Below are 25,324 nucleotides of genomic sequence, written 5' to 3' on the forward strand. Positions count from 1 at the left end.
GCTTCGCCCCGTCGCTGAGCGCCCCGCCCCGCCGCCCCCCACCCCGCCCCGCCTCCTCCCCACCATTTCGCCGAGCCGCGACGTACTGTGCGAGCCGTGCTGTTTCGTGTACACGACACACCCCGGCTCGCACGGAATCGATCGGCTCGGGAAAGTGACCAGAGAAACGCGCGGTCGGGCGCAGGGTCACGGAGCGCGCGTCAGCGCCGTGGGACGACGTGCGCGCGTCAGCGCCGTGGGGCGCCCAGGGTCATGCAGCGCGCGTCAGCGCCGCGGGGCGCCCAGGGTCATGCGGCGCGCTTCAGCGCGGCGGAACGACGTGGAAGTGCGCGAGGCGGATGCCGAGGGTGCGCGCGCTGTCGAGCGCAGGCATCCCCCACCTCGGGAACTTGCGATTCGTCGTTCCGCGGATCCAGTCCTCGCGCGCTTTCTCGGCGAGGAGCGTGCGCTCGAGGTCGACGCCACCTCGCATCCGGGCGTCCAGATACTTCCCGACGCCGTCGAACTCCCCCCACGAGTTCACGTCGTCCAGGCCGAAGTCCACGAAGTACCAGCCCCCGACGGGGTCTGGGATGGGCACTTGGAGGCGCGGCGGCGCGAAACCGAGCTCGAGCAGGTAGAGCCGGCTGACACTCTCCCCCGGAAGCTGTGCGCGGCCGTCCGCGAGCGCGACGATCCTCCGGCCACGTCTGACGCCACGCGCGCCACGCACTCGTTCCATCGATGCGCGGACGGCCTCGCGCAGTTCCTCGGCGGCGACGTGATCGTACGTCCGCGTCGCCGGATCCCACGCGACGCGTCGGAGCGCAGCATCCGCGATCGACAGCCCGGCTTCCGGTGTCGCGAGCCGGCTCATGTCGGCGACTGTCCGTGCCAGCGACGTTGTCGGGATGCCGTCGATCAGCACCCGCTCCCCCTCGGACACATCGACCTCGTGACGGGCGACATCGCCGGTGCTCACGTGACCGTCGAGGGTGGACCCGCTCTGATGCACGCGGCGCGGCGTGATCCGGAACAGCGGCAGATCCCACATCACGGCCGCCGAGACGAGCGAGGCGACCCCGACTCCATCGCGGCTTCGCGCGTATGCCGCCAGGACGCGGTACCGGTGACGCTGTTCGACGTGCGCTGCGCGCCACGTTTCGCCGTCGATGTACCACCCGCTGTGGAGCTTGTGCAGGCGTCCCGCGCGCACCGACGCAGCGATGGCGCGACTCGAGAGACCCCGGGCGTCGAGTTCACCCCGTGAGATCAGATCGGTCAGATCTGCGGTCATGCGCATGCCCCAGCATCCGCCGCCGTCCCCTCGATTCACCTCCCGAGCGTCGCGTCTGTGCACGATCCGCGACACGTGGACTCTGGGGAGGAACCCGCATGCCGAGCTCGACCGCCCGGCGTGCTCGCCCAGCCGATACGACTGGTGCGAGCCGCGACGTTCCGCGCGCTCGACACACCCCGGGTCGCACGAAGCATCGCGGCTCGGCGGGAGGGCGAGCGGATGCGGCGCGCGGCGCCAGGCGCCGCAGCGCGCCTACTGGAAGAGCGAGCCCAGGTCCGCCGGGTCGGGCAGCGTCGAGGTCGCGATGGTCTCGCCGTTGATCGCGATCGTCGGCGTGCCGATGCCCGTCGCGCCCGGCGCGATCGGAGTCTGATCGGTCATCGCCGTGACGTACTTCGAGTACTCGCCGTCGTTCACGCACGAATCGATGCCGGTCACCCCGACACCCGCGGCGACCGCCAGGATCTGCTCGTTCGTGAGCCCTGCCGTTCCCTCCGCGGGCTGATTGGCGAACATCGCCTGCATGAACGGCAGGGCGGCGGTCCCGTCCGCTGCAGCCACGCAGTACATCGCATTCGCGGCGCGCGTGGAGTACTCGGTGCCCTGCGAGGCGCGGTCCAGGATCGAGATCGGGTGGATGTTCAGCGTGATCGTGCCGTCATCGACGAGCCCCGAAATGGCCTCGCCGTAGATCTGCTCGAACTGGTTGCAGATCGGGCACATGAAGTCGATGTAGGTGTCCATCGTCCCGGTGCCCTCGCCGACGGCGATCGCTCCGGTCTCGGTGTTGATGGTCGCGCCCTGCGGCGCCGGACCGGGGTCGTCCGTGGAGTTGTTCATCGCGACGACCAGCACTGTGACCAGCACGAGCGCGACCACAACGGCCGCGCTCACCCAGATCGCGAACCAATTAACCTTGCGGGCAGTCGCAGCCATCACAATTCCTCACCTGCTGAGAAGCATCTACTGAACGGGCGTGGGCGTCACGCCGAAGGGCGCGAGGCCGGCGGCCCCACCATCGGGTGCCGTGAGCACCCAGATACCGCCATCATGCACGGCGACGCTATGTTCCCAATGTGAGCCTGCTGTGCCGTCGAGTGTGGAGACCGTCCAGTCGTCGTCTTCGACGAAGGTCGCCTGATCGCCGCCGACGACCATCGGCTCGATGGCCAGCACCAGGCCCGGGCGCACCTCGGCGCCCGGATCCTGCACGCGGTAGTTGAACACCGACGGCGACTCGTGCATCTTGCGTCCGATGCCGTGCCCGACGTAGTCGCGCAGGATGCCGTATCCCTCGCCGGATGCCTCGACGTAACGCTCCACCGCGACACCGATCTCGCCGATGTGCGATGCCGTCGCGAACGCGGCGATGCCGGCCCACAGAGATCCCTCGGTGATCTCGGACAGGCGGGTGCGCGCGGCGACCAGCACCGGCCGCGCCGGGTCGGGCAGCACGACGGTGAACGCCGAGTCGCCGTTCCAGCCCTGGTACTCGGCACCCGCGTCGATCGAGAGGATGTCACCCGGCTCGAGCGGGCGATGCGAGGGGATCCCGTGCACGACCTGTTCGTTGACCGAGGCGCAGATGGTGTGGCGGTATCCGCGGACCATCTGGAAGTTGGACTTCGCGCCGCGCTGATCGAGGACTGCGGATGCTGCGGCATCCAGCTCCAGGGTGGTGACACCCGGCTGGATCATTGCGCGCACCGCGTCGAGCATCGCGGCCGTGATCAGCCCGGGCTCGACCATCGACCGCAGCTGAGCCGGCGACTTGTAGATCGAACGGCGCAGCATCACAGAACCCGGTTCACGGCGTGGGAGCGCAGGTCACGCCGCGGCGCGGCCGAGACCGCGCTCGCGCAGTGCGCTGACGATGCGATCGGTGACCTCGTCGAGCGATCCGGTGCCGTCGACCTCCACGACCAGGTCGCGCGTGCCGTAGACGCCGAGGATCGGCGCGGTCTCGCGCTCGTAGATCGCGAGACGGTTGGCGATCACCTCTTCGGTGTCGTCCGTGCGGCCCTGCTCCTGTGCGCGCAGCGTGAGCCGCGCAATGCTCTCATCGCGCGGCACGCTCAGCTCGATGACGGCGTCCAGCTCTTCATCGCGGCCCTCGAGGAACGCGTCGAGGTCGCGGACCTGACCGACGTTGCGCGGGTAGCCGTCGAGGAGGAACCCCTCCGCGGCATCCGGCTGGGAGAGCCGCTCCCGCACGACCGCGCTGGTCAGCTCGTCCGGGACGAGGTCGCCCGCCTCGATGATCGCGGAGACCTGCGTGCCGAGGTCCGTACCGCCGGCGATCGCCGCGCGGAACATGTCGCCTGTGGAGATCGCCGGGATTCCGAACGCTTCCGCGATCCGAATGCCCTGGGTCCCCTTGCCGGAGCCCTGCGGCCCGACGATGAGAAAGCGTGCGGTCATCGCAGGAGTCCTTCGTAGTGGCGCTGCTGGAGCTGCGCGTCGATCTGCTTGACGGTCTCGAGGCCGACGCCGACGATGATCAGGATCGAGGCGCCGCCGAACGGGAAGTTCTGATTGGCGCCGACCGCGGCCAGGGCGATCAGCGGCAGCAGGGCGATGAAGCCGAGGTACATCGAGCCGGGCAGGGTGATGCGGGTCAGCACGTAGTCGAGGTACTCCGCCGTCGGGCGACCGGCGCGGATGCCGGGGATGAAGCCGCCGTACTTCTTCATGTTGTCGGCGACCTCGACCGGGTTGAACGTGATCGCGACGTAGAAGTACGTGAAGCCGACGATGAGCAGGAAGTACACCAGCATGTACAGCGGGCTGTCACCGGTGGTGAGGTACTGCGCGATCCACGCCACCCAGGGCTGGACCTGCTGGCCTGCCTGCGGCTGGTTGAACTGCGCGATCAGCGCGGGGATGTACAGCAGCGAAGACGCGAAGATGACGGGCACGACGCCGGCCATGTTCACCTTGATCGGGATGTACGTGTTGGTGCCGCCGTAGGTGCGGCGACCGACCATGCGCTTGGCATACTGCACCGGGATGCGCCGCTGCGACTGCTCGACGAACACCACCAACGCGACCACCAGGATCCCGACCGCCAAGACGAGGAGGAAGACCTCGAAGCCGCGCGACTGCCAGATCGCCCACATCGAGGCGGGGAAGGCCGCAGCGATGGAGGTGAAGATCAGGATCGACATCCCGTTGCCGATACCGCGCTCGGTGACCAGCTCGGCGAACCACATGATGAGGCCGGTACCGGCGGTCATCGTGATGATCATGAGCAGCTGGGCCCACCACACGTCGTTGGTGAGCAGCTGCTCGCACTCCGGGACGCCGGTGGTGCCGAACAGCTGACCGCTGCGCGCCACCGTGACCAGGGTCGTGGACTGCAGGAGCGCCAGCGCGATCGTGAGATAGCGGGTGTACTGCGTCAGACGCGACTGGCCCGACTGGCCCTCTTTATAGAGAGTCTCGAAGTGCGGGATGACCACACGCAGCAGCTGCACGATGATCGTCGCCGTGATGTACGGCATGACGCCGAGTGCGAAGATCGACAGCTGCAGGAGCGCGCCGCCTGAGAACAGGTTGACGAGTGAGAGCAGACCCTCGGTGCCGGCGGACTGCCGCAGGCACTCCTGCACGTTGGGGAAGTCGACGAACGGCGCGGGGATGTGCGCACCGAAGCGGTAGATGGCGATGATCGCCAGAGTGAATGCGATCTTCCGACGAAGGTCGGGTGTACGGAAGACCCGCGCGATGGCGCTGAACAAGAGGATGCCTCCAGAGGGGTGCCGATGCGCACGGGGCGCATCAACTCCCAGGGTAACTCAGCAGGGGCCGGAGCATGCTCCGGCCCCTGCTGGGTGAACTACTTGACGGATCCGCCTGCGGCGACGATCTTCTGCTCGGCAGAACCCGAGACCTTGTCGACCGCCACGGTGAGCTTCACGTCGATGTCGCCGGTGCCGAGCACCTTGACCTTCTCGTTCTTGCGCACCGCACCCTTGGCGACGAGGTCGCCGATGGTGACCTCTCCGCCTGCGGGGTACAGCTCGGCGAGCTTGTCGAGGTTGACCACCTGGTACTCCACGCGGAACGGGTTCTTGAACCCGCGCAGCTTGGGAGTGCGCATGTGGAGGGGCATCTGCCCGCCCTCGAAGCCTGCCTTGACCTGGTAGCGGGCCTTCTGGCCCTTGGTGCCGCGACCGGCCGTCTTGCCCTTCGAGCCCTCACCACGACCGACGCGGGTCTTCGCGGTGTGCGAACCCGGGACCGGACGGAGGTGGTGGACCTTGAGCACACCGGGACGGGATGCCGGAGCATCCGCCTTCGGCTTGTCGGCCTTCGGCGCCGCCTTCTTGGCCGTCGCCTTCTTGGGCGAAGCCTTCTTCTCGGTGACCTCTTCGGTCGCCTTCTCAGCCTTGTCGGCCATTAGTCGATCTCCTCAACCTTCACGAGGTGGGCGACGGTCTTGACGTAGCCGCGCGTCTGCGCGTCGTCGGGACGAACGACCGAGTCGTTGATCCGCTTCAGACCGAGGCTGCGCAGCGTGTCACGCTGGTTCTGCTTCTCGCTCACCTTGGACTTGATCTGTGTGACCTTGAGACGCGCGGCCATCAGGCACCTACCTTCGCAGCAGCGGCGGCGTCGGCCTCCGCACGCACGAGACGAGCCGGCGCGACCTGGTCGAACTCGAGACCGCGGCGTGCGGCGACCGCACGGGGCTCCTCGAGCTGCTTCAGGGCGGCGACGGTCGCGTGCACGATGTTGATCGTGTTCGACGAACCGAGCGACTTCGACAGGACGTCGTGGATACCGGCGCACTCGAGCACGGCGCGGACGGGTCCACCGGCGATGACACCGGTACCGGCGGCGGCGGGGCGCAGGAGCACCACACCGGCGGCGGCCTCACCCTGGACAGGGTGGGGGATGGTCACGCCGACGCGGGGAACGCGGAAGAAGTTGCGCTTGGCCTCTTCGACACCCTTCGAGATCGCGAGGGGAACCTCGCGAGCCTTTCCGTAACCCACGCCTACGACGCCGTTTCCGTCTCCGACGACCACCAGGGCCGTGAAGCTGAAGCGACGACCGCCCTTGACGACCTTCGAGACGCGGTTGATGGTGACGACGCGCTCCAGGAACTGGCTCTTGTCGGCATCACGCGAACCACGGTCGCGCTGGTTGGCGTTGCGCTCGCGGCCACCGCGGCGCGGCTCGCGCTCGCGCTCGGCGGGCGCCTCGGTCGCAGCCGTCGCCTCGGCGGGCGCGGTCTGCTCGGCATCGACTGCCACTACGGTCTCCCCGTTGTTGTTGGTTGCTGCATCGCTCACAGGTTCAAACCTCCTTCGCGGGCGCCGTCGGCGATCGCCGCGACGCGTCCGGCGTAGCGGTTCCCGCCGCGGTCGAACACGACATCCTCGACACCGGCAGCCTTGGCACGCTCGGCGACGAGCTCGCCGACCTTGCGAGCCTTGGCGGTCTTGTCACCGTCGAACGAACGCAGATCCGTTTCGAGGGTGGACGCGGATGCCAGGGTGTGCCCCTTCGCGTCGTCGACCACCTGGACGAAGACGTGACGGGCGGACCGGGTCACGACCAGCCGCGGACGCGACTCGGTGCCCACGACCTTCTTGCGAAGGCGGGTGTGGCGACGCGCACGCGCGTCTGACTTCGACTTCACAGCCATGGTTACTTACCAGCCTTTCCGGCCTTGCGCCGCACGACCTCGCCGGCGTACCGCACACCCTTGCCCTTGTAGGGCTCGGGCTTGCGGATCTTGCGGATGTTCGCGGCAGCCTCACCGACGGCCTGCTTGTCGATGCCGGCCACGGTCACCTTGTTGTTGCCTTCGACCGTGAACGTGATGCCGGCGGGCGGCTCCACGAGCACGGGGTGCGAGAAGCCGAGGGCGAACTCGATCGAGCCGCCCTTCTGCGCGACGCGGTAACCGGTGCCGACGACCTCGAGGCCCTTGGTGTAGCCCTGGGTGACGCCGATGATGTTGTTGTTGATCAGGGTGCGGGTCAGTCCGTGCAGCGAACGCGACTCGCGCTCGTCGTCGGGGCGGCTGACCAGGACCTGGTTCTCCTCGACCTGAACCTCGATGGGGTTCGAGACCGTCAGAGACAGCTCGCCCTTCGGGCCCTTGACCGCGACATCCTGGCCGTCGACCGTGATGGTCACGCCGGCGGGGATGTCGATGGGAAGACGTCCAATACGCGACATGTCAGGTCACCACACGTAGGCGAGGACTTCCCCACCCACGCCCTTCTGCTCTGCCTGGCGGTCCGTGAGGAGGCCGGACGAGGTGGACAGGATGGCGACGCCGAGGCCACCGAGAACCGTGGGGATCTCGGAGGACTTCGCGTAGACGCGAAGACCGGGCTTGGAGACGCGCTTGATGCCGGCGATCGAACGCTCGCGGTTCGGGCCGTACTTCAGCTCGAGCGTGAGGGTCTGACCGACGCGGGCATCCTCGACGTTCCAGGAGGCGATGTAGCCCTCCTGCTTGAGGATCTGGGCGATGTTGGTCTTGAGCTTGGAGCTCGGCAGCGACACGGAGTCGTGGTGCGCCGAGTTCGCGTTGCGCAGACGGGTCAGCATGTCTGCGACCGGGTCTGTCATTGTCATGTGGTGTTTCCTTTGTTCACCAGGTTTCGACGGGCTTTTCGAGCCCGCCGACCTGTGGTGGTGGGTATTACGCCTGAGCGTCCTCGTTGCGGAACGGGAAGCCGATGGCCTTCAGCAGCGCGCGGCCCTCTGCATCGGTCTTGGCCGTGGTGACGACGGTGATGTCGAAACCGCGGACGCGATCGATGCGGTCCTGGTCGATCTCGTGGAAGACCGACTGCTCTTGCAGACCGAACGTGTAGTTGCCGGTGCCGTCGAACTGCTTGCCCGACAGACCGCGGAAGTCGCGGATGCGGGGCAGTGCGAGCGAGACGAGGCGGTCCAGGAACTCCCACGCGCGGTCGCCACGAAGGGTGACGTGCGCGCCGATGGGCTGGCCCTCGCGCAGCTTGAACTGCGCGATCGACTTGCGTGCCTTGGTGACGATCGGCTTCTGGCCGGTGATCTTGGTGAGGTCGTCGACCGCACCATCGATCACCTTGCTGTCGCGAGCGGCTTCACCGACACCGGTGTTGACGACGACCTTGACCAGACGCGGGATCTGGTTCACGTTGACGTAGCCGAATTCCTCCAGCAGCGCCTTTTTGATCTCGTCGTTGTACTTCTGCTTCAGGCGGGGCTGAGATGCCGTGAGCGAGCCTTCGGCCGCCGGGCCAGCCACCGCGGCAGTGGTGTCTGTCATATCAGAGGTCCTTGCCTGACTTCTTCGCGAAGCGCACGCGGACGGTGCGCTTCACGCCGTCCTTGGTCTGCTCCTCGACGCGGTGACCGACGCGGGTCGGCTTCTTGGTCGAGGGGTCGACGAGTGCGACGTTGGAGATGTGGATGGGAGCCTCGAAGGTCTCGATGCCGCCCGTCTTGGTGCCGCGCTGGGTCTGGCCCACGCGGTTGTGCTTGGTGACGTAGTTCACGCCTTCGACGATGACGCGGTTCTGCTCGGTCAGGATCTCGAGGACCTTGCCCTGCTTGCCGCGGTCGCCGCCACGCTCGGGCTTTGCGCCCGAGATGACCTGAACCAGGTCACCCTTCTTGATCTTCGCCATGACTAAATGACCTCCGGCGCCAACGAGACGATCTTCATGAACTTCTTGTCGCGAAGCTCACGACCGACCGGTCCGAAGATGCGGGTGCCGCGGGGCTCCCCGTCGTTCTTCAGGATGACGGCGGCGTTCTCGTCGAACTTGATGTACGAGCCGTCGGGACGGCGCGTGGACTTGACGGTGCGGACGATGACGGCCTTGACCACATCGCCCTTCTTGACGTTGCCGCCCGGGATCGCGTCCTTGACCGTTGCGACGATGGTGTCACCCAGTCCCGCGTAGCGGCGCTTCGAGCCGCCCAGCACACGGATGGTGAGCAGCTCCTTCGCACCGGTGTTGTCGGCGACCTTGAGGCGGGATTCCTGCTGAATCACTTGTTACTCCTTGGGTTCCAAGCAGGCCGGGGCCTACTTGGCCTTCTCGAGGATCTCGACCAGACGCCAGCGCTTGGTGGCGCTGAGCGGGCGGGTCTCGTTGATGAGGACGAGGTCGCCGATGCCGGCGGAGTTGCTCTCGTCGTGCGCCTTGACCTTGGACGTCCGGCGGATGACCTTGCCGTAAAGCGGGTGCTTCACGCGGTCTTCGACCTCGACGACGATGGTCTTGTCCATCTTGTCGCTGGTCACGTAGCCGCGGCGGGACTTGCGGTATCCACGGGCGTCGGCGTCGCGCACGTCATGTGCGGAGGACTCGTGCCCCTTGGGATCCACGGCCTCGACGGTCTCCACGACCTCGGCCTTGGAGGCCTTGGGCGCAGCGGCCTTCTTCGGGGCGGCAGCCTTCTTCGGCGCGGCGGGCTTCTTGTCGGTGGTCTCAGCCATTACTCGGCCTCTTCCTTTCCGGCCTCGTCAGCGGCATCCGCTTTCTTGGCTTTCGTCTTCTTCGCCTTCGTCGCGACCTCGACGGGGGCGGGGGTGGCACGGATGCCGAGCTCCCGCTCACGGATCACGGTGTAGAGCCGCGCGATGTCGCGCTTGACCGCACGGATGCGGCCGTGGCTCTCGAGCTGGCCGGTGGCCGACTGGAAGCGCAGGTTGAACAGCTCTTCCTTGGCCTTGCGCAGCTCCTCGACGAGGCGCTGGTCTTCGAACGTATCGAGCTCGCTCGGGGCGAGCTGCTTGGTGCCGATCGCCATTACGCGTCGCCCTCCTCGCGCTTGATGATGCGTGCCTTCAGGGGCAGCTTGTGAATTGCACGGGTCAGCGCCTCGCGGGCGAGAGTCTCATCGACTCCGGCCACCTCGAACAGGACGCGGCCCGGCTTGACGTTCGCGACCCACCACTCGGGCGAACCCTTACCGGAACCCATGCGGGTCTCGGCGGGCTTCTTGGTCAGCGGACGGTCGGGGTAGATGTTGATCCACACCTTTCCACCACGCTTGATGTGACGGGTCATCGCGATACGAGCGGACTCGATCTGACGGTTGGTCACGTAAGCGGGGGTGAGCGCCTGGATGCCGAACTCACCGAACGACACCGTGGTGCCACCGGTGGCCTGGCCCGAGCGGCCGGGGTGGTGCTGCTTGCGGTACTTGACCTTGCGGGGAATAAGCATCAGGCAGACGCTCCTTCTGCGACGGGGTCCTCGCTGCGCGGGCCACGACGACGGTCGCCACCGCGGTCATCGCGACCACGGGGTGCCTTCGGCGCATTGGCCTGCTCGCGTGCGAGCTCCTTGTTGGTGAGATCGCCCTTGTAGATCCAGACCTTCACGCCGATGCGGCCGAAGGTGGTCTTGGCCTCGTAGAAGCCGTAGTCGATGTTCGCGCGCAGGGTGTGCAGGGGCACACGGCCTTCGCGGTAGAACTCCGACCGGCTCATCTCGGCGCCGCCGAGACGGCCCGAGACCTGGATGCGGACACCCTTGGCGCCGGCGCGCTGCGCGCCCTGCAGACCCTTGCGCATCGCGCGGCGGAAGGCCACGCGCGCCGAGAGCTGCTCGGCGATGCCCTGGGCGACCAGCTGAGCGTCGGCCTCGGGGTTCTTGACCTCGAGGATGTTCAGCTGGATCTGCTTGCCGGTGAGCTTCTCGAGGTCGGTGCGGATGCGCTCGGCCTCGGCTCCGCGACGACCGATCACGATGCCCGGGCGGGCGGTGTGGATGTCGACGCGGACGCGGTCACGAGTGCGCTCGATCTCGATGTTGCTCACGCCTGCGCGGTCCAGGTTCTTCTGGAGCAGCTTGCGGATCTTGATGTCCTCGGCCACGTAGTCGGCGTAGCGCTGTCCGGGCTTCGTCGAGTCGGAGAACCAACGCGACACGTGGTCGGTGGTGATGCCGAGGCGGAAGCCGTACGGGTTTACCTTCTGGCCCATTACTTGCTCGCCTTCTTGGTCTTGGCTGCGGGGGCGGCCTCGGCCACCTCAGGCGTTGCGAGCACGACCGTGATGTGGCTCGTGCGCTTCTTGATCTGGAATGCGCGACCCTGGGCGCGGGGGCGGAAACGCTTCAGCGTCGTGCCCTCGTCCACGTACGCGTTGGCCACGTACAGGTCGGCATCATCCAGGTACTCGTTCGTCTTGTCGGCGGTGACGCGAGCGTTCGCGATACCGGCGGCGACGAGCTTGTAGATGGGCTCACTCGCGCTCTGCGGCGCGAACTTCAGGATCGCCAGGGCCTCGAGGGCCGGCTTCCCCTTGATGAGAGCGACGACACGACGAGCCTTCTGAGGGGTCACGCGGATGTGTCGCACTCGTGCGATGGACTCCACCATTTCTCTCTCCTCTCGCATCGCCTAGCGGCGACGGCCCTTCTTGTCGTCCTTCTCGTGGCCGCGGAAGGTGCGGGTGGGCGCGAATTCGCCCAGTTTGTGGCCGACCATGGTCTCGGTCACGAACACGGGGATGTGCTTGCGACCGTCGTGGACGGCGATCGTGTGGCCGAGCATGGCCGGCACGATCATCGACCGGCGTGACCAGGTCTTGATGACGTTCTTGGATCCCGCTTCGTTCTGGACGACGACCTTGCGAAGCAGGTGCTCGTCGACGAAGGGGCCCTTCTTAAGACTGCGTGGCATCTTCCTCTACTCCTACTTGCGCTTCTTGCCGGCGTTGCGACGACGGACGATGTACTTGTCGCTTTCCTTGTTGGCGTGACGGGTGCGGCCTTCTTTCTGGCCCCACGGCGTCACCGGGTGACGTCCACCGGACGTCTTTCCCTCGCCACCACCGTGCGGGTGGTCGACCGGGTTCATCGCGACACCGCGGACGGTCGGGCGGATGCCCTTCCAACGGTTGCGGCCGGCCTTGCCCCAGTTGATGTTCGACTGCTCGGCATTGCCGACCTCGCCGATCGTCGCGCGGCAGCGGGCATCCACGTTGCGGATCTCGCCCGAAGGCAGACGCAGCTGGGCGTACGGGCCGTCCTTGGCGACCAGACGCACCGAGGCGCCGGCCGAGCGCGCCATCTTCGCGCCGCCGCCGGGGCGGAGCTCGATGGCGTGGATGACGGTACCCGTGGGGATGTTGCGCAGCGGCAGGTTGTTGCCGGGCTTGATGTCGGCACCGGGGCCGGACTCCACGACATCACCCTGCGACAGCTTGTTCGGCGCGATGATGTAGCGCTTCTCGCCGTCCGCGTAGTGCAGGAGGGCGATGCGAGCCGTGCGGTTCGGGTCGTACTCGATGTGAGCGACCTTCGCGTCGATGCCGTCCTTGTCGTTGCGACGGAAGTCGATCACGCGGTACTGGCGCTTGTGGCCACCACCGATGTGACGCGTGGTGATGCGGCCCTGGTTGTTGCGACCACCGGTCTTGGACAGCGGCCGGAGGAGGGACTTCTCAGGCGTCGATCGGGTGATCTCAGCGAAGTCCGCCACCGACGAGCCGCGGCGACCCGGGGTCGTGGGCTTGTACTTGCGAATAGCCATTGTTCTCTCGTCCTTCTTCCGGCGCTCAGCCGACGGCCGTGAAGATGTCGATGGTGCCCGACTTGAGCGTCACGATGGCGCGCTTGGTGTCCTTGCGCTTTCCCGTGCCGAAGCGGGTGCGGCGGGACTTCCCGACGCGGTTGATCGTGTTCACGCCGGCGACCTTGACGCCGAAGATCTTCTCGATGGCGAGCTTGATCTCGGTCTTGGTCGCACGCGGGTCCACGAGGAACGTGTACTTGCCCTCGTCGATGAGCCCGTAGCTCTTCTCCGAGACGACCGGACGCAGGATGACGTCGCGGGGGTCCTTGTTCAGGGCCGTCTGCAGGTCGGTCATGCCGAGACCTCCTCGGTGGTGGAAGCCTTCGACGCGACGAACGCGTCGTAGGCAGCCTTGGTGAAGACGATGTCGTCCGAGACGAGCACGTCGTAGGCGTTGAGCTGGTCGACGGGCAGCACGTGCACGTACGCGAGGTTGCGGACGCTCTTGACCGTGATGTCGTCGCTGCGCTCGATGACGACCAGGACGCGCTTGGTCTGCGCGACGCTCGTCAGGTAGGCGGCAGCGGCCTTGGTCGAGGGCGCGCCCTCGATGCCGAAGGACTCGACGACGTGCAGACGCTCGCCCCGAGCGCGATCGCTCAGCGCACCCAGCAGGGCGGCCGCGATCATCTTCTTGGGGGTGCGCTGCGAGTAGTCGCGCGGCTTCGGTCCGTGGACGATGCCACCACCGGTCATGTGCGGGGCGCGGATCGAACCCTGACGGGCGTTACCGGTGCCCTTCTGCTTGAACGGCTTGCGGCCGGCGCCCGAGACCTCGCCACGACGCTTGGTCGAGTGCGTGCCCTGGCGAGCCGCCGCGCGCTGCGCGACGACGACCTGGTGGATCAGCGGAATGTTCGTCTTGACGTCGAACAGTGCGGCGGGCAGCTCCACGGAGCCTGCCTTCTTGCCGTCTGCGCTTCGGACGTCGAGCGCGAGAGTCTGGTCAGCCATGGACTCAAGCCCCCTTCACTGCGTTGCGGACGAAAACGATGCGGCCACGGGCACCGGGGACGGCGCCCTTGACGAGCAGCAGACCCTTCTCGGCGTCGACGGAGTGCACCGTGAGGTTCAGGACGGTCACGCGCTCGCCACCCATACGGCCGGCCATGCGCATTCCCTTGAAAACGCGGCTCGGGGTCGACGATGCGCCGATCGAGCCGGGCTTGCGGTGGTTGCGGTGCGAACCGTGCGATGCCGAGACGCCCTTGAAGTTGTGACGCTTCATGACACCGGCGAAGCCCTTGCCCTTGCTGGTGCCGACGACGTCGACAAGCTGGCCGGGCTCGAAGGTGCCGTCCACCGTGAGCTCCTGGCCCAGGGTGTAGTCGGCGGCGTCCGCGGTGCGGACCTCGGTCAGGTGACGACGCGGGGTCACGCCGGCAGCCTCGAAGTGGGCCGTCTGCGGCTTGTTGACCTTGCGCGGGTCGATCTGACCGTAGGCGATCTGGACGGCGTTGTAGCCGTCGCGCTCGGGCGTACGGATCTGCGTGACCACGTTGGGCGCGAGCTCGATGACGGTGACGGGGATGAGCTTGCCGCTCTCGTTCCACACCTGGGTCATGCCGAGCTTGGTGCCCAGCAGCCCCTTCGAAATCTTGGAGTTGATGTCAGCCATGTCGAACCTCAGAGCTTGATCTCGATGTTGACATCGGCCGGGAGGTCGAGACGCATCAGCGAGTCGACGGCCTTGGGCGTCGGGTCGATGATGTCGATCAGACGCTTGTGGGTGCGCATCTCGAAGTGCTCGCGGCTGTCCTTGTACTTGTGCGGCGACCGGATGACGCACACGACGTTCTTCTCGGTCGGAAGCGGCACGGGGCCGACGACGGTCGCACCGGCACGGGTCACGGTGTCGACGATCTTGCGGGCCGACGAGTCGAGGCCGGCGTGATCGTACGACTTCAGGCGAATGCGGATCTTCTGTCCCGCCATTGTCTGCTCTCTCTCTTCTCGCGTCATACCTCACGGGCATTGGACGCACGGGGACGCGGGAGGATGCTCCCTCGCCCTTTGGCACTTCGCATACCGCATTGCTGCGGGATGCTGCACCACTGTTCTGCTGTCAAACCGCATGCCGAGGCATCCGGCTCCGTCTCCCCCCGCACGCGGACGCACGCCGGTGGAACCGGGTGGAGAGTCGGATTGTCGTTCTGCTGCCTGCGGCCTAGGACCCTGCGCGTGTGCGCCGCCTATGCACTGCCCTGGCAGTGATCCGGCGCACGCGGAGCGGCACCGGAGTGTGGAACTTCCCTAGTCTACGTGCAGCCCGGGCGTGTCGCAAACTCGGGCGTGTCGCGGCGGCGCGTCCACGGCGTGTTCCCAGCGGACGGAGGCTGCACGAACCGGATGAGGCCCTCCGGCGTCTGCCGGAGGGCCTCAGTCCATGTGGGCGGGACGCCCGTTCGCGCTACTTCGATTCAGTGGTCTCGCGGCGTCGGCGAACGATCGCCATCGCGACGATGCCGGCGATGAGCGCTGCGAATCCGAGTCCGACGAACAGCCCCATGTCCGGCGCACCCGTGGCCGGCAGCGAGCCGCTGTGCGTCGGGGTCGGGGTCGGGGTCGGGGTCGGCGGTGGCGTCGGGTCGAGGACCGTGACGATCACCGAGTCGCAGTTGTTGGACGCATCCGCATCCACGGCTGCGGTCACGCACGCCTCGTTCAGCAGCGAGAGCTCGGGTGCCGGCGCCGCAGCATTCACGACGACCGAGACGACGATCTCCACCGCGTCATCGACTGCCAGCGTGTCCCCGCTGATGGATACGACGTTGCCCTCGCCCACGAGCTCCGGAGCGTTGTCGTTCGTCCAGCCGGCCGGGAGGGTGATGCCGGTGACGGTCAGGCGCGACGGGATGGCGTCCGTCACGACGAGGTCGGATGCCGCGTCGGGACCGTAGTTGGTCACTTCGAGGACATAGTCGAAGGCGTCACCGGACTCGAGCGGCTCGGTCACCGGAGCGCCGTCGATCTCGGCGGTCTTCTCGATGCCGACGTCGCCGCCGCCACCTCCGCCGCTCTGGTTGGTGACCGTGCACACCACGATGCCGTTGACCGGCACGTCGACGGTGAACGAGGCAGCGTCGCCGGAAGGCTCGATGTCGTCATCGCAGACGACGTCGGTCGGAGTCCAGCCTGCCTGCTGGTCCTCGGTGACGGTGATGGCGCGCGGACCCTCATCGCCGGCGAAGTCCAGCGGGAAGTTGACCGAGCCGGAGTCGCCCGTGGTCAGGGTGAGCTCGTCCGTCAGACCGTCGGGACCGGCGATCCAGTCACCCTCGGTCGTCCCCGTGAAGGCCCAGCCGCTGGTGGTCTCACTGATCGTGGCGCCCTCGGCGTCGACCGTCTTCTTGATGACCGTCAGCGTGCCGCCGCAGTTCTTCGTGGCGATCTCGCGGAGCTTCTCGGACAGGCCGGGGAAGTCGGTGAGGTAGTAGTCCTCGTCCTGGGTCGGACCGGACACCGCCGCGAGATTGAGGTAGGAGTTCGACGTCATGCCGATGCCGACGCCGACGACCTTCGTGTTGTCGCCTGCGGGGCCGGTGAGTCCCTTGACCGCGTTGGCCGACAGCGCGCCCTCTTCCACGTTGCGGAAGCTGACGTTCGTGTCGATGTTGGCCGAGCCGTTGGGGCCGTACGTCGTCGGGTCGCCGTCGCTGAGGAAGAGGACCAGGTCGTACTGCTCGTCGAAGGCGTTGAATGCGACCTTCTGGAACGCGTCATCCCAGTTCGTGAATCCCGACCCGTTGCTGGGCAGCGCGTTGATGACGTCGTTCACGACGTCCTGACCACCCGAGGTCTGGAGCGACGTCGACGGCAGCAGCTGCCCCGCGTTCGTCCCGAACCCGTAGACGGAGACGGACGAGGCGGTTCCGCCCAGGCCGTCGTCGCCCACGAACGAGCTGGCAGCGGCCTTGAGCTGCTTCATCTTCGTGTTGTCGATCGACTGCGACAGGTCCAGCACGAGCGCGATGCTCAGTCCGCAGGACTCGGGCAGCGCCGTGTTGCTGCGCGAGTTGACGACACCGCCGGCCTTCGTGGTCGCGGTCGTCGACCCGGTCTGCGGGTTGGCGAAGGCGACCGTCTCGGCGGTGACCTCGACGAGGTCGCCGTCCTTGACCGGGCCGGTGAAGAACATGTAGGCACTGTCGGTCTTGGCGTCGGTGTGCTGGCCCGTGCCGATGGCGGTGATGCGCGTGTAGCCGTTCGACGTCGTCGAGCCTTCGACGATCCAGTAGCCGTTCGTCGACAGGCCGGTTCCGCCGGAGACGGCGGGGACCTCGATGTCGCAGAAGCCTTCGGCGTCGGTCGTGCAGCTGAAGTCCGACGTCTCGTCGATGCTGGGCTGATCGTTCGCCGCGGCGTCGATGGCGTAGAAGGTCGCGCCTTCGAGCGACGTGACGCCGCCGTCACTCGTGCGCTCGCCGAGCTTCTTCACACGCAGCGTCGCTTCCCCTGCTGCGACTGCTGCGGGAACCCGCTTGGAGGCCTCGTCGGGGGCGACCGTCTCTTCGGCAGCGACGTCGTTCGCCTGGTCAGCGGCTGCGTCGTCCTCTGCGACCTCTTCGACGACGGCGGCATCCGTGTCGACCGTCGGCGTGCTCGACTCCGAGGCGTCCGGCACGGAGACCGTGGTCTCGGGCTCGGGAGCAGGGCTGGAGGTCGATGCGAACGCCAGCGACGTCCCGCCCAGCACGAGCGCCATCGCCATGACGCTCGCGGTGGCTCCGCGGAGCCAGCTGCGGCGCCCCTGGAGTCGCTGCTGATGCGCGCGGCGCTCGGCTCGCGTGGTGAGTGTCGTTCGCGGCGTTCTGTCTGCCCGTGTCATAACCCGTTCCCTCGTGGAGTCATGGCATAACGAAGTCAGACAGATACCTGCTCTGCCTTCGAACATGGGCGGCATCGCTGCCGCTCCACGTCTGCCCCAAGCTCCGACGCTAGCAGGAAACGCGCGCGCGGTTTGACGCGTGCAGATTGTTTACATGCCCGACATGTGCAAGAGGCCGGGGTGGAGGAGGGCAAACCTTGGGGGCAGAACACCCTCCTCCACGTTCGTGGACTCTCCGTCGCTGCGTCACTGACGAAACAAGACATCGAGGTCGTCCCGGAAAACGAGTTCGGCGGTAAGGGGCTCCCCAGAGCTCACCCGTCGGACGTCACTGTCCTTGGGGCGACCGTAGCCGCACGCTCGGAATGCGTCAAGACCGGGCGCGGCGAGTTTCTGGCTCGCACGCGGAACGGCCCGGGAGCATGCTCCCGGGCCGTCCGAAAAGCGGCGCTACTTCTCGTTGCCGACTGCCTTGTCGATGTTGTCGCGCACGCCGTCGACGTGCTGGTCCACGCTGTCCGGAGCGACCTTCTTCACGAATTCCGCCGCCGCGTCGAGGGCCTTGTCGCTGATGTCCTCGGCCTGGTCGCTCTTGAGCGCCTCGCCGATCTTGTCCTTGTTCTGATCGAGGAACTGCTTGCCCTGATTGACCAGGTCGTCGATACCCATCGCGTTGCTCCTTCGCCGCCCCCGGTGGGCGTTCACCCTCATTCTGGCCGCGCCGCGGCATCCGCCGCCACCCCTCTCACCCGCCTGAGCTCTCTGCCGCCCGCTGCCGGCTGCGCGCTGCCGGCTGCGCGCTGCCGGATGCGCTCGGTGGCGCAGGGGTTCCACCGCGTCCGCTGAGACCGCCCGGACACAGCGAAAGGCCCCCGGGTGAACCCGGGGGCCTTTCGTGGAACGCAGGTGCTACTTGAGGATCTTCGTGACCGTGCCGGCGCCGACGGTGCGGCCACCCTCACGGATCGCGTAGCCGAGGCCCTCTTCCATGGCGATGGGCTGGATCAGCTCAACGGTCATGTCGGTGGTGTCGCCGGGCATGACCATCTCGGTGCCCTCGGGCAGCGTGATGACGCCGGTGACGTCGGTGGTGCGGAAGTAGAACTGCGGGCGGTAGTTCGTGAAGAACGGGTTGTGACGGCCACCCTCCTCCTTGGACAGGATGTACGCCGTGCCCTCGAAGTTGGTGTGGGGCGTGACCGAACCCGGCTTGACGACGACCTGGCCGCGCTCGACGTCGTCACGCTTGGTGCCGCGCAGGAGCAGACCACAGTTCTCGCCGGCCCATGCCTCGTCGAGCTGCTTGTGGAACATCTCGATTCCGGTGACGATCGTCTTCTGCGTCGGGCGCAGACCCACGATCTCGACCTCGGAGTTGATCGCGAGGGTGCCGCGCTCGGCGCGACCCGTCACGACCGTGCCACGGCCGGTGATGGTGAAGACGTCCTCGACGGGCATGAGGAACGGCTTGTCCTTGTCACGCACCGGGTCGGGGATCGACTCGTCCACGGCTTCCATGAGCTCGACGATCTTCTCGGTCCACTCGGCGTCGCCCTCGAGCGCCTTCAGGCCCGAGACGCGGACGACGGGGGCGTTGTCGCCGTCGAAGTCCTGGCTCGAGAGCAGCTCGCGGACCTCGAGCTCGACGAGCTCCAGGATCTCCTCGTCGTCGACCATGTCGGACTTGTTCAGCGCGACCAGCAGGTACGGCACGCCGACCTGCTTGGCGAGCAGAACGTGCTCACGGGTCTGAGCCATCGGGCCGTCGGTGGCGGCGACCACGAGGATCGCGCCGTCCATCTGCGCGGCACCGGTGATCATGTTCTTGATGTAGTCAGCGTGACCCGGGGCGTCGACGTGCGCGTAGTGGCGCTTCGGCGTCTCGTACTCGACATGCGAGATGTTGATCGTGATGCCGCGCTGGCGCTCTTCGGGGGCGGAGTCGATCGACGCGAAGTCGCGCTGCACGTTGGTGGCCGACGGGTACTTGTCGGCGAGCACCTTCGAGATGGCAGCGGTCAGCGTGGTCTTGCCGTGGTCGACGTGACCGATCGTTCCGATGTTTACGTGCGGCTTGGTCCGCTCGAACTTGGCCTTAGCCACTGGGTCCTCCTCAGGACATTCGTGTAGGTCCACCGGGCACTGGTTTGCGACCGGATTTCTACGGGGATTGTTTCTAGCTTACTGATGTGAAGTTGTGTGTGCGATGGATGCCGGGGCTGCGACCGCAGCGGGCCGCGACCCCCGGCATCCTCCGGGCTATTCGCCCTTGTTCTTCTGGACGATCTCGTCGGCCACGGCGCGCGGCACCTCGGCGTAGCTGTCGAACTCCATGGAGTAGACGGCACGGCCGGAGGTCTTCGAACGCAGGTCGCCGATGTAGCCGAACATCTCGGACAGCGGCACCAGGGCCCGGACGACCTTGACGCCCTGGGCGTCGTCCATCGACTGGATCTGGCCACGACGCGAGTTCAGGTCGCCGATGACATCGCCCATGTACTCCTCGGGCGTGCGGACCTCGACCGACATGAGGGGCTCGAGGATGACGGGGTTCGCCTTGCGGACCGCCTCCTTGAAGCCCATCGAGCCGGCGATCTTGAACGCCATCTCGGAGGAGTCGACATCGTGCGAAGCGCCGTCCATGAGGATCGCCTTCACGCCGACCATGGGGTAGCCGGCGAGCACGCCGACGTTCATGGCGTCCTGGAAGCCCTGGTCGACCGGGGCGATGTACTCGCGCGGGATGCGGCCACCGGTGACCTTGTTCTCGAACTCGTACGTCTTGTCGGCCGTGACCTCGAGCGGCTCGATCGCGAACTGGATCTTCGCGAACTGGCCCGAACCACCGGTCTGCTTCTTGTGCGTGTAGTCGTGACGGTCGACGGACTTCTTGATCGTCTCGCGGTACGCGACCTGCGGCTTTCCGACGTTCGCCTCGACCTTGAACTCCCGCTTCATGCGGTCGACCAGGATGTCGAGGTGCAGCTCGCCCATGCCCTTGATGACGGTCTGACCGGTGTCGGAGTTCTGCTCGACGCGGAACGTCGGGTCCTCCTCAGCGAGCTTCTGGATCGCGAGACCCAGCTTCTCCTGGTCGGCCTTGGTCTTGGGCTCGATCGCGACCTCGATGACCGGCTCGGGGAAGGTCATCGACTCGAGGACGACCTGGTGCTGCGAATCGCAGAGCGTGTCGCCCGTGGTCGTGTCCTTGAGGCCGATGACCGCGTAGATGTGACCTGCGGTGACCGAGGGAACCGGGTTCTCCTTGTTGGCGTACATCTGGAAGATCTTCCCGATGCGCTCCTTCTTGGACTTCGTCGAGTTGACGATGGCCGCGCCGGAATCCAGATGACCGGAGTACACGCGGATGTAGGTCAGACGGCCGAAGAACGGGTGCGTGACGATCTTGAACGCGAGGGCCGTGAACGGCTCTTCGCGATCGGCGTGACGCTCGATGACGATCTCTTCGTTCTTCGGGTCGTGCGCCTCGATGGCGGGCACGTCCAGCGGCGAGGGCAGGTAGTCCACGACCGCGTCGAGCATGGGCTGCACGCCGCGGTTCTTGAACGCCGAGCCGCAGAGCACGGGGTAGATCTCCGAGTTGACGGTCAGCTTGCGGATGGCCGCCTTGATCTCGGCGACCGTGAGGGGCTCGCCGCTGAAGTGCTTCTCGAGGAGCTCCTCGTCGGTCTCGGCGACCGTCTCCAGCAGCAGCTCGCGGTACTCGGCGACCTTGTCGGCCATGTCGGCCGGGATCTCCTGCACGTCGTACTTGGCGCCCATGGTGACATCACCCTTGGCGTCTCCGGCCCAGACCAGCGCGCGCATCTCGACCAGGTCGACGACGCCGACGAAGTCGTTCTCGACGCCGATCGGCAGCTGGATGACCAGCGGCTTGGCCTTGAGCTTGCCTACGATCGTGTCGACCGTGAAGTAGAAGTCGGCGCCGAGCTTGTCCATCTTGTTGACGAAGCAGATGCGCGGGACGTTGTACTTGTCGGCCTGACGCCAGACGGTCTCGGACTGGGGCTCGACGCCCTCCTTGCCGTCGAAGACGGCGACGGCACCGTCGAGGACGCGGAGCGAGCGCTCCACCTCGACCGTGAAGTCCACGTGACCGGGGGTGTCGATGATGTTGATCTGGTTCTTGTCCCAGAAGCATGTGACGGCGGCGGAGGTGATCGTGATGCCACGCTCCTGCTCCTGCTCCATCCAGTCGGTCGTGGAGGCACCGTCGTGCGTCTCGCCGATCTTGTGGTTGGTTCCCGTGTAGTACAGGATGCGCTCGGTCGTCGTCGTCTTGCCGGCATCGATGTGCGCCATGATGCCGATGTTGCGGACCTTGGTGAGGTCGGTGAGCACGTCTTGTGCCACGGGGTGTTCCTTACTTGTCGGAATCCAGTCGATCGTTCGTGACGATCAGGCGGGGTGGGGCGGCCGGTCCTTCGACAGGCTCGGGAACCGTGCGGTCCCCGAGCCCGTCGAGGGGTTCACCAGCGGTAGTGAGCGAACGCGCGGTTCGACTCGGCCATCTTGTGGGTGTCTTCACGGCGCTTGACCGCGGCACCCAGGCCGTTCGAGGCGTCCAGGATCTCGTTCTGCAGGCGCTCGGTCATCGTCTTCTCACGACGACCCTTCGCGTAGCTGACGAGCCAACGCAGTGCGAGGGTGTTGGCGCGGTGAGGCTTGACCTCGACCGGCACCTGATAGGTCGAACCACCGACGCGGCGGCTCTTGACCTCGAGGGTCGGGCGCACGTTGTCCAGCGCCTTCTTGAGCGTGGCGACGGCGTCCTGGCCGTTCTTGGCCTCAACGCCCTTGAGGGCGGTGTAGACGATCGATTCGGCGAGCGACTTCTTGCCGTCGACGAGGATCTTGTTGACGAGCTGGCTGACGATCGGTGCGCCGTAGACCGGGTCGTTGACGACCGGGCGCTTCGGGGCGGGTCCCTTGCGAGGCATGTTCCTTAACCCTTCTTCGCGCCGTAGCGGCTGCGAGCCTGCTTACGGTTCTTGACGGCCTGGGTGTCCAGGGCGCCACGGACGATCTTGTAACGGACACCGGGGAGGTCCTTGACGCGACCGCCGCGGACGAGCACGAGCGAGTGCTCCTGCAGGTTGTGGCCCTCGCCGGGGATGTAGGCGGTGACCTCGGTGCCGTTGCGGAGCTTGACACGGGCGACCTTGCGCATCGCCGAGTTGGGCTTCTTAGGCGTGGTCGTGTAGACGCGGGTGCAGACCCCGGCCTGCTGCGGGTTCGACTTCAGGGCGGGAGCCTTGGTCTTGACGACCTTCGGCTGACGTCCCTTGCGAACCAACTGCTGAATGGTTGGCACGTTCTCTCCTTGTTGTGCTGCACGGTGACAGCGATGGTGTTCTCACCACAGATCCACCGGCACGACAGAGGGCTGCCGAGCTTGAGTGGTGGATATGCCGTGGGGGTGGCCTGTTCGCAGGCCGGTTCCCTGAGATGTGGTGCTTCGCTCTACCGCATCCGTGCCATGGCACGGCGGACGGCGCGCGGAAGCGCACACCCTTCCATGATACGCGCTCTGAGCGGGGGTGGTCAAACGTGGACGAGGTTCACAGCGAGAGCACGATGGCGATGAGAGCGGATGCCGCGGCCACGACGATCGCGGACGCCGTGCCGACCACGATGATCGTCGCCCGGCGCTCACCGCGTCGGCGACGAGCGTCGACCGCGGCCGCGTCCACCGGCGTCTGCCGCGACCGCTCGGGGGCCTCATTGCCGGCGTCGCGATGCACGGCCATCGCGGGTCCGGAACGCCGGACGCCGTAGGTCTCCGAGGAGTGCGCGGGGCTGTGCGCGGTGCGCCCGGCAACAGCCTGCTCGCCCGGTGAGTGCTGAGTCGGCGGCGCGGATGCGGTCGGCGCAGCGGGCGCGTCGTCGAGCGACGGCTCGCGTGCCGCGCGACGACGCGACTCACGGCGCGCGACGATCGTGGAGCCGTCGCCGGGCTCGAAGTCGACCTGCTCGGTATCGAGCGGACCGTCGATGTAGGTCGAGCGGCGGGGGCCGATGCCGGGATCCGTGGTAACCGGCGCCGCGTGCGGTGAGGCCGGGGCTGCGAATGCGGGTGGGACCCGGCCCGCGCCACGACGCCGCGAGACCGCCGTGACCTCGTCGAGGTCGCCCTCGGCATCGTCGGGCACCGGCGGCGCTCCCGCCCACGACCGGCGGACCCGGATGGTGTCGTCGTCGGGCAGGTCGCTCATCCGTCGCTCCGTCGGAGCCGGACCTCGGCATCTCCGAGGTAGAACCGCTCGCCCGCTTCCACCTCGACGCCGGGGGTCGCCTCGATCTCGGTTCCCATCAGCGTCGCGAACAGCACGCCGTTGGTCGATCCCAGATCGGTGATGTACCACCGGTCGTCCCGGAGTTCGAGGCGAGCGTGGGTCTTGGAGACCGTGCCGTCATCGACCGGGATCAGCTGCGCACCCGGGAACGCCGCATCGGCGGAGGGTTTGCGGCCGAGGATCACCACATGCGAGCCGATGGGCACCGCGGTGCCGGCCGGGGGTACGAGCGACCACGCCGTGCGCTTGCGGCGGGTCAGGATCGTCTGGTCGAGCGGCTCGTCGGGGATCTCGGGGCGGGTGTGCTGCGCCGAGACGGATCCGCGCGCCGACTGCGGGGACCCGGCATCGGGCGCTCCGGCGATCGCGGACACCTCGGCCGAGGCCTCCGAGAACGGCGAGGCGTCCGAGTCCGCGCCGGCAGCCGATCGACGCGGCGCCCACGGCTCGTCTGCGACGGCGGCGTGAGCCGCCGCCGGCACGCGGGTGACCGGCGGCGTCGCCGCCGGAGCCTGGCCGTCGGGCGCTCCGGCGAAGGACGCGAGGGGCACGGATGAAACCGGCGGCAGCGCGGGTTCGGCGGTGCGGGTCGGGATGGCCGACACCGGGGCGGGTGCACCCGGTACGGCGTCGGTCGCGCCGCTGGTCAGCTCGCCCACGGCGCCGAGGTCGAAGCCGTCGTCGTCCGCACGGCCCGACGGACCGGATGGCGGCTGGGCTGGTGTGAAGACGGGCAGCGGAGCAGGAGCGGGCGCGCTGACCTCGTCCACCGGCGACGGGCTGGGCGCGAACGAGGACACGACGGAGGGGGATGCGGGCGGCGGCGCATCGATCGGGCCGCCGAGTCTCCGGGCCAGGGGATCCGCAGCCGGCGAGGCGGACGTTCCGAACGGGCCGTCTGCGCCGCGTCGGGGTCCGGGTGCGGGGCCCGCCGCGTGGGCGGGCGTGCCGATCCAGCGGGCGGATCCGAATCCGAGCACCGTCGCCCAGATCGGCAGCGACAGGGCGGCGAGCACGGTCATGCCTACGCCGAGGCCGAATGAGACGTTCACGCGGTAGCACGCGATCACCACCACCACCCAGAGCGCGGGTGGGAACAGGACGAGCAGCACCAGCCACCCGGAGAGCCCGCCCAGCTGCAGCAGCTCGATCGTGTTGAGGAACGGCACCCACGCCTTCCACGCCGGCACTCCCGACTTGCCGAAGACCGCTGACAGCGCCAGCGCCGTCCACACGTAGAGGACTCCTGCCAGGGCGAAGGAGCCGAGCGTGATGCCGAGGACCGCGGAGGTGTCGGCGGATGCGGTCGCTGCGTCCAGGATCGGAAGGGCGCTGATGGAATTCATGTGT

The 25,324-nt window shown here is 67.2% G+C and carries 33 protein-coding genes; all 33 read right to left on the reverse strand.

Going from position 1 to position 25,324, the window contains the following annotated elements; all coding sequences use genetic code 11:
* Positions 1–301: 301 nt before the first annotated feature.
* Positions 302–1,276, reverse strand: coding sequence for a hypothetical protein (locus tag BLT19_RS00160; RefSeq protein WP_157681717.1), 975 nt, complete (start codon positions 1,274–1,276; stop codon positions 302–304).
* 255 nt (positions 1,277–1,531) lie between these two features.
* Entirely contained in the window at positions 1,532–2,215 is a 684-nt protein-coding gene (locus BLT19_RS00165; RefSeq protein WP_091484789.1) for a DsbA family protein, read from the reverse strand.
* 27 nt (positions 2,216–2,242) lie between these two features.
* Positions 2,243–3,076, reverse strand: a complete 834-nt coding sequence (map, locus tag BLT19_RS00170) for a type I methionyl aminopeptidase (RefSeq protein WP_172825563.1) — start codon at positions 3,074–3,076, stop codon at positions 2,243–2,245.
* 30 nt (positions 3,077–3,106) lie between these two features.
* Positions 3,107–3,700, reverse strand: a complete 594-nt coding sequence (locus tag BLT19_RS00175) for an adenylate kinase (RefSeq protein WP_091484795.1) — start codon at positions 3,698–3,700, stop codon at positions 3,107–3,109.
* A complete protein-coding gene (gene secY / locus BLT19_RS00180) occupies positions 3,697–5,019 on the reverse strand; it encodes a preprotein translocase subunit SecY (protein ID WP_091484798.1) in 1,323 nt (440 codons plus the stop codon). Before secY ends, BLT19_RS00175 begins: the two co-directional genes overlap by 4 nt.
* Before the next feature lie 98 nt (positions 5,020–5,117).
* Positions 5,118–5,681 (reverse strand): 50S ribosomal protein L15, encoded by a 564-nt coding sequence (gene rplO, locus BLT19_RS00185; protein ID WP_091484801.1) that lies wholly within the window; start codon positions 5,679–5,681, stop codon positions 5,118–5,120.
* Positions 5,681–5,866, reverse strand: coding sequence for a 50S ribosomal protein L30 (gene rpmD / locus BLT19_RS00190; protein WP_091484804.1), 186 nt, complete (start codon positions 5,864–5,866; stop codon positions 5,681–5,683). The genes rplO and rpmD overlap by 1 nt, the downstream gene beginning before the upstream one ends.
* Entirely contained in the window at positions 5,866–6,579 is a 714-nt protein-coding gene (gene rpsE, locus BLT19_RS00195) for a 30S ribosomal protein S5 (protein WP_407939800.1), read from the reverse strand. The genes rpmD and rpsE overlap by 1 nt, the downstream gene beginning before the upstream one ends.
* Entirely contained in the window at positions 6,576–6,935 is a 360-nt protein-coding gene (rplR, locus tag BLT19_RS00200) for a 50S ribosomal protein L18 (protein ID WP_091484807.1), read from the reverse strand. Before rplR ends, rpsE begins: the two co-directional genes overlap by 4 nt.
* A 2-nt stretch (positions 6,936–6,937) precedes the next feature.
* Positions 6,938–7,474, reverse strand: a complete 537-nt coding sequence (rplF, locus tag BLT19_RS00205) for a 50S ribosomal protein L6 (RefSeq protein WP_091484810.1) — start codon at positions 7,472–7,474, stop codon at positions 6,938–6,940.
* A gap of 6 nt (positions 7,475–7,480) precedes the next feature.
* The gene (rpsH, locus tag BLT19_RS00210) at positions 7,481–7,879 is read right to left on the reverse strand and encodes a 30S ribosomal protein S8 (RefSeq protein WP_091484813.1); all 399 of its coding nucleotides are present in this window, start codon (positions 7,877–7,879) and stop codon (positions 7,481–7,483) included.
* A gap of 67 nt (positions 7,880–7,946) precedes the next feature.
* Complete coding sequence (rplE, locus tag BLT19_RS00215) at positions 7,947–8,561, reverse strand: 50S ribosomal protein L5 (RefSeq protein ID WP_091484816.1); 615 nt, start codon at positions 8,559–8,561, stop codon at positions 7,947–7,949.
* 1 nt (position 8,562) lies between these two features.
* Positions 8,563–8,922 (reverse strand): 50S ribosomal protein L24, encoded by a 360-nt coding sequence (gene rplX / locus BLT19_RS00220; RefSeq protein WP_091484818.1) that lies wholly within the window; start codon positions 8,920–8,922, stop codon positions 8,563–8,565.
* Positions 8,923–8,924: 2 nt separating this feature from the next.
* Entirely contained in the window at positions 8,925–9,293 is a 369-nt protein-coding gene (rplN, locus tag BLT19_RS00225) for a 50S ribosomal protein L14 (protein ID WP_050722502.1), read from the reverse strand.
* 33 nt (positions 9,294–9,326) lie between these two features.
* On the reverse strand, positions 9,327–9,629 hold the full coding sequence (gene rpsQ, locus BLT19_RS00230; RefSeq protein ID WP_091492975.1) for a 30S ribosomal protein S17: 303 nt from the start codon (positions 9,627–9,629) through the stop codon (positions 9,327–9,329).
* A gap of 110 nt (positions 9,630–9,739) precedes the next feature.
* Complete coding sequence (rpmC, locus tag BLT19_RS18065; RefSeq protein ID WP_091484821.1) at positions 9,740–10,054, reverse strand: 50S ribosomal protein L29; 315 nt, start codon at positions 10,052–10,054, stop codon at positions 9,740–9,742.
* Positions 10,054–10,473 carry a 50S ribosomal protein L16 gene (rplP, locus tag BLT19_RS00240; RefSeq protein WP_091484823.1) on the reverse strand — a complete coding sequence of 140 codons (420 nt, stop codon included), beginning with the start codon at positions 10,471–10,473 and terminating at the stop codon, positions 10,054–10,056. The genes rpmC and rplP overlap by 1 nt, the downstream gene beginning before the upstream one ends.
* Positions 10,473–11,234 (reverse strand): 30S ribosomal protein S3, encoded by a 762-nt coding sequence (rpsC, locus tag BLT19_RS00245; RefSeq protein WP_091484826.1) that lies wholly within the window; start codon positions 11,232–11,234, stop codon positions 10,473–10,475. The genes rplP and rpsC overlap by 1 nt, the downstream gene beginning before the upstream one ends.
* Positions 11,234–11,632 carry a 50S ribosomal protein L22 gene (gene rplV / locus BLT19_RS00250; RefSeq protein WP_091484829.1) on the reverse strand — a complete coding sequence of 133 codons (399 nt, stop codon included), beginning with the start codon at positions 11,630–11,632 and terminating at the stop codon, positions 11,234–11,236. The genes rpsC and rplV overlap by 1 nt, the downstream gene beginning before the upstream one ends.
* Before the next feature lie 21 nt (positions 11,633–11,653).
* Positions 11,654–11,935: a 30S ribosomal protein S19 gene (rpsS, locus tag BLT19_RS00255; RefSeq protein WP_091484831.1), complete on the reverse strand. Its 282-nt coding sequence runs from the start codon at positions 11,933–11,935 to the stop codon at positions 11,654–11,656.
* A gap of 12 nt (positions 11,936–11,947) precedes the next feature.
* A complete protein-coding gene (gene rplB / locus BLT19_RS00260) occupies positions 11,948–12,787 on the reverse strand; it encodes a 50S ribosomal protein L2 (RefSeq protein ID WP_091484834.1) in 840 nt (279 codons plus the stop codon).
* Between the two features lie 25 nt (positions 12,788–12,812).
* On the reverse strand, positions 12,813–13,124 hold the full coding sequence (rplW, locus tag BLT19_RS00265; protein WP_091484837.1) for a 50S ribosomal protein L23: 312 nt from the start codon (positions 13,122–13,124) through the stop codon (positions 12,813–12,815).
* Entirely contained in the window at positions 13,121–13,783 is a 663-nt protein-coding gene (gene rplD, locus BLT19_RS00270; RefSeq protein WP_091484840.1) for a 50S ribosomal protein L4, read from the reverse strand. The genes rplW and rplD overlap by 4 nt, the downstream gene beginning before the upstream one ends.
* Before the next feature lie 4 nt (positions 13,784–13,787).
* Entirely contained in the window at positions 13,788–14,447 is a 660-nt protein-coding gene (gene rplC, locus BLT19_RS00275) for a 50S ribosomal protein L3 (protein ID WP_091484842.1), read from the reverse strand.
* 8 nt (positions 14,448–14,455) lie between these two features.
* On the reverse strand, positions 14,456–14,764 hold the full coding sequence (gene rpsJ / locus BLT19_RS00280) for a 30S ribosomal protein S10 (protein ID WP_013584016.1): 309 nt from the start codon (positions 14,762–14,764) through the stop codon (positions 14,456–14,458).
* Positions 14,765–15,239: 475 nt separating this feature from the next.
* Entirely contained in the window at positions 15,240–17,657 is a 2,418-nt protein-coding gene (locus BLT19_RS00285) for a VWA domain-containing protein (RefSeq protein WP_157681718.1), read from the reverse strand.
* A 450-nt stretch (positions 17,658–18,107) separates the two neighbouring features.
* Positions 18,108–18,326 carry an Rv0909 family putative TA system antitoxin gene (locus tag BLT19_RS00290; protein ID WP_091484847.1) on the reverse strand — a complete coding sequence of 73 codons (219 nt, stop codon included), beginning with the start codon at positions 18,324–18,326 and terminating at the stop codon, positions 18,108–18,110.
* Between the two features lie 240 nt (positions 18,327–18,566).
* A complete protein-coding gene (gene tuf, locus BLT19_RS00295; RefSeq protein WP_091484849.1) occupies positions 18,567–19,760 on the reverse strand; it encodes an elongation factor Tu in 1,194 nt (397 codons plus the stop codon).
* 156 nt (positions 19,761–19,916) lie between these two features.
* Positions 19,917–22,031 (reverse strand): elongation factor G, encoded by a 2,115-nt coding sequence (fusA, locus tag BLT19_RS00300; RefSeq protein ID WP_091484852.1) that lies wholly within the window; start codon positions 22,029–22,031, stop codon positions 19,917–19,919.
* 116 nt (positions 22,032–22,147) lie between these two features.
* Positions 22,148–22,618: a 30S ribosomal protein S7 gene (gene rpsG / locus BLT19_RS00305; protein WP_056117669.1), complete on the reverse strand. Its 471-nt coding sequence runs from the start codon at positions 22,616–22,618 to the stop codon at positions 22,148–22,150.
* Positions 22,619–22,623: 5 nt separating this feature from the next.
* Positions 22,624–22,992: a 30S ribosomal protein S12 gene (gene rpsL, locus BLT19_RS00310; RefSeq protein WP_091484855.1), complete on the reverse strand. Its 369-nt coding sequence runs from the start codon at positions 22,990–22,992 to the stop codon at positions 22,624–22,626.
* A gap of 247 nt (positions 22,993–23,239) precedes the next feature.
* On the reverse strand, positions 23,240–23,893 hold the full coding sequence (locus BLT19_RS00315) for a hypothetical protein (RefSeq protein ID WP_091484857.1): 654 nt from the start codon (positions 23,891–23,893) through the stop codon (positions 23,240–23,242).
* Positions 23,890–25,320 (reverse strand): DUF5684 domain-containing protein, encoded by a 1,431-nt coding sequence (locus BLT19_RS00320; protein ID WP_091484859.1) that lies wholly within the window; start codon positions 25,318–25,320, stop codon positions 23,890–23,892. The genes BLT19_RS00315 and BLT19_RS00320 overlap by 4 nt, the downstream gene beginning before the upstream one ends.
* Between the last annotated feature and the right edge of the window lie 4 nt (positions 25,321–25,324).

The organism is Microbacterium pygmaeum (assembly GCF_900100885.1).
GTDB classification, from domain to species: Bacteria; Actinomycetota; Actinomycetes; order Actinomycetales; family Microbacteriaceae; genus Microbacterium; species Microbacterium pygmaeum.

What these genes read in the sequence shown, in the direction of transcription:
- rplD (WP_091484840.1), bottom strand. Translation starts at nt 13,783, where the DNA reads ATGGCTGACCAGACTCTCGCGCTCGACGTCCGAAGCGCAGACGGCAAG.
- BLT19_RS00320 (WP_091484859.1), bottom strand. Translation starts at nt 25,320, where the DNA reads ATGAATTCCATCAGCGCCCTTCCGATCCTGGACGCAGCGACCGCATCC.
- rplC (WP_091484842.1), bottom strand. Translation starts at nt 14,447, where the DNA reads ATGGCTGACATCAACTCCAAGATTTCGAAGGGGCTGCTGGGCACCAAG.
- BLT19_RS00315 (WP_091484857.1), bottom strand. Translation starts at nt 23,893, where the DNA reads ATGAGCGACCTGCCCGACGACGACACCATCCGGGTCCGCCGGTCGTGG.
- rpmD (WP_091484804.1), bottom strand. Translation starts at nt 5,866, where the DNA reads ATGGCCGCGCGTCTCAAGGTCACACAGATCAAGTCCAAGGTGAGCGAG.
- rplR (WP_091484807.1), bottom strand. Translation starts at nt 6,935, where the DNA reads ATGGCTGTGAAGTCGAAGTCAGACGCGCGTGCGCGTCGCCACACCCGC.
- rplF (WP_091484810.1), bottom strand. Translation starts at nt 7,474, where the DNA reads ATGTCGCGTATTGGACGTCTTCCCATCGACATCCCCGCCGGCGTGACC.
- rplE (WP_091484816.1), bottom strand. Translation starts at nt 8,561, where the DNA reads ATGACAGACACCACTGCCGCGGTGGCTGGCCCGGCGGCCGAAGGCTCG.
- BLT19_RS00165 (WP_091484789.1), bottom strand. Translation starts at nt 2,215, where the DNA reads ATGGCTGCGACTGCCCGCAAGGTTAATTGGTTCGCGATCTGGGTGAGC.
- rplX (WP_091484818.1), bottom strand. Translation starts at nt 8,922, where the DNA reads ATGGCGAAGATCAAGAAGGGTGACCTGGTTCAGGTCATCTCGGGCGCA.
- rpsH (WP_091484813.1), bottom strand. Translation starts at nt 7,879, where the DNA reads ATGACAATGACAGACCCGGTCGCAGACATGCTGACCCGTCTGCGCAAC.
- rplW (WP_091484837.1), bottom strand. Translation starts at nt 13,124, where the DNA reads ATGACCGACCTGCAGACGGCCCTGAACAAGGACCCCCGCGACGTCATC.
- rpsC (WP_091484826.1), bottom strand. Translation starts at nt 11,234, where the DNA reads ATGGGCCAGAAGGTAAACCCGTACGGCTTCCGCCTCGGCATCACCACC.
- rplP (WP_091484823.1), bottom strand. Translation starts at nt 10,473, where the DNA reads ATGCTTATTCCCCGCAAGGTCAAGTACCGCAAGCAGCACCACCCCGGC.
- rpsJ (WP_013584016.1), bottom strand. Translation starts at nt 14,764, where the DNA reads ATGGCGGGACAGAAGATCCGCATTCGCCTGAAGTCGTACGATCACGCC.
- rplB (WP_091484834.1), bottom strand. Translation starts at nt 12,787, where the DNA reads ATGGCTATTCGCAAGTACAAGCCCACGACCCCGGGTCGCCGCGGCTCG.
- BLT19_RS00175 (WP_091484795.1), bottom strand. Translation starts at nt 3,700, where the DNA reads ATGACCGCACGCTTTCTCATCGTCGGGCCGCAGGGCTCCGGCAAGGGG.
- rpsG (WP_056117669.1), bottom strand. Translation starts at nt 22,618, where the DNA reads ATGCCTCGCAAGGGACCCGCCCCGAAGCGCCCGGTCGTCAACGACCCG.
- rpmC (WP_091484821.1), bottom strand. Translation starts at nt 10,054, where the DNA reads ATGGCGATCGGCACCAAGCAGCTCGCCCCGAGCGAGCTCGATACGTTC.
- BLT19_RS00290 (WP_091484847.1), bottom strand. Translation starts at nt 18,326, where the DNA reads ATGGGTATCGACGACCTGGTCAATCAGGGCAAGCAGTTCCTCGATCAG.
- rplV (WP_091484829.1), bottom strand. Translation starts at nt 11,632, where the DNA reads ATGGTGGAGTCCATCGCACGAGTGCGACACATCCGCGTGACCCCTCAG.
- BLT19_RS00285 (WP_157681718.1), bottom strand. Translation starts at nt 17,657, where the DNA reads ATGACACGGGCAGACAGAACGCCGCGAACGACACTCACCACGCGAGCC.
- rpsS (WP_091484831.1), bottom strand. Translation starts at nt 11,935, where the DNA reads ATGCCACGCAGTCTTAAGAAGGGCCCCTTCGTCGACGAGCACCTGCTT.
- BLT19_RS00160 (WP_157681717.1), bottom strand. Translation starts at nt 1,276, where the DNA reads ATGACCGCAGATCTGACCGATCTGATCTCACGGGGTGAACTCGACGCC.
- rplO (WP_091484801.1), bottom strand. Translation starts at nt 5,681, where the DNA reads ATGGCCGACAAGGCTGAGAAGGCGACCGAAGAGGTCACCGAGAAGAAG.